The organism is Nonomuraea diastatica (assembly GCF_004349015.1).
Classification (GTDB): domain Bacteria; phylum Actinomycetota; class Actinomycetes; order Streptosporangiales; family Streptosporangiaceae; genus Nonomuraea; species Nonomuraea diastatica.
On sequence record NZ_SMKP01000468.1, the window covers coordinates 1 to 468 of the forward strand.

General features: G+C 73.7%; 1 protein-coding gene. It reads left to right on the forward strand.

What is annotated here, in order from left to right; genetic code table 11:
* Nucleotides 1–82: 82 nt before the first annotated feature.
* Nucleotides 83–468, forward strand: a 386-nt coding sequence (locus E1294_RS52200) for a transposase (protein WP_165978010.1), incomplete at its 3' end; no start/stop codon positions are given.

Here is a 468-nt window from a genome sequence, read left to right on the forward strand (position 1 = left end):
CCCGGCAGGGCAGACGCAAGGGCCCCAGGTGGGGTTTCCCCGGTTCAAGACCGAACACCGGAGCGGGCGTGGCGGGTGTTCGGTGCGGTTCACCACCGGCGCGATCCGGCTGGACGGGCGCAGGCACGTGGTGCTGCCGGTGCTGGGCCGGATCAAAACCTGCGAGCCGGCCGTCAAGCTCGCCCGCCGCCTGGCCGACGGCACCGCGCGGATCGCCTCGGCCACCGTCCGGCAGCAAGCCGACCGCTGGCACGTCAGCTTCACCGTGCACACCGAACGACCCCCTGCCACTCCCGCCCGCCACGATGCGGTGATCGGCGTGGACCTCGGCATCACCACACTCGCGGTGTACTTCGACGGCAGCCCGCCGGTCCCCAACCCCCGGCACCTCAACTCGGCGGCGCGTAAGCTGCGGCGGCTGTCACGGACGGTCTCCCGCCGACAGGGCCCGGACCGGCGCACCGGCCG